Annotated in this window: 2 protein-coding genes; both read left to right on the top strand. The window is 65.9% G+C overall.

Translation table 11 applies throughout. From position 1 onward, the window contains the following. Positions 1-286 precede the first annotated feature (286 nt). The gene (locus MKW14_RS40705; RefSeq protein ID WP_240871835.1) at positions 287-511 is read left to right on the top strand and encodes a helix-turn-helix domain-containing protein; all 225 of its coding nucleotides are present in this window, start codon (positions 287-289) and stop codon (positions 509-511) included. Beyond that, positions 508-672 carry a hypothetical protein gene (locus MKW14_RS40700; RefSeq protein ID WP_240871830.1) on the top strand — a complete coding sequence of 55 codons (165 nt, stop codon included), beginning with the start codon at positions 508-510 and terminating at the stop codon, positions 670-672. Before MKW14_RS40705 ends, MKW14_RS40700 begins: the two co-directional genes overlap by 4 nt. The last annotated feature ends 31 nt before the right edge of the window (positions 673-703 follow it).

Genomic DNA, 703 nt, shown 5'->3' with positions numbered 1-703 from the left:
CTCGTCCGAGATCCCTGCCGCCCGGGCCGCTTCCGCGTACTCCAGGGCCAGCTCAGCAATGCGCCGCTCTACACACTGCGCGAGTCGCGCCAGCGGCTCGGAGTCAGCAGTCATGGCCTGAGGGTACATGCCCAATCCAATCCACTCCAACGTTGCAGAACATCGGCTAATTGACGGGTCGGGCCACCCCTAGACTCCCCAACGGGATCCAAGGTCATCCAAATATCGTCCAAGTTACCCCTTAGTAAGGGTTGAGGAATCCAAACATTGGACTATGTTGGAGCCCATGTTGAGCCGGAAGATCTCCGGGGCGAAGCTCCGTCGTGTCCGCGAGGACCGGTGCCTCAAGGTGACCGACCTCGCCAGCGCGGTCGGATGCTCGCACTGGAACATCTACAAGATCGAAAGTGGCCGTATACAGCCCTCGTCGAGGGTCTACGCGGCCCTGAAGGTCGCGTTGGAAGTTGACGACACCGAGCTCGTCGACGAGGCCTCCGGGAGCGCGGCGTGACGCGGGAGGAGCGGCGGGAGTCGATCCGCCGGCTCGTCGACGCGGCGCCCTTGCTGCCGCCCGAGGACATTGACCGGCTACGCGCCCTGCTGTCCGTCGGCACTCGACGCCCGCCCGCGATGTCCCCACAGCGCCCTGTCGCCCGTCCGGCTGCGGCCTGACGCACACGGAAACGGGGCCGGCCCCGGCCTC

The sequence above is a fragment of the Streptomyces gilvus genome, from assembly GCF_022513565.1.
In the GTDB taxonomy this organism is placed as follows: Bacteria; Actinomycetota; Actinomycetes; order Streptomycetales; family Streptomycetaceae; genus Streptomyces; species Streptomyces gilvus.
The sequence above is the reverse complement of the archived record's forward strand: the minus strand, read 5'-3'. Positions and strand labels throughout refer to the sequence as shown.

Bases quoted from the DNA above. Each gene is read 5' to 3' on its own strand.
- MKW14_RS40705 (WP_240871835.1), top strand. From the start codon at position 287: ATGTTGAGCCGGAAGATCTCCGGGGCGAAGCTCCGTCGTGTCCGCGAG.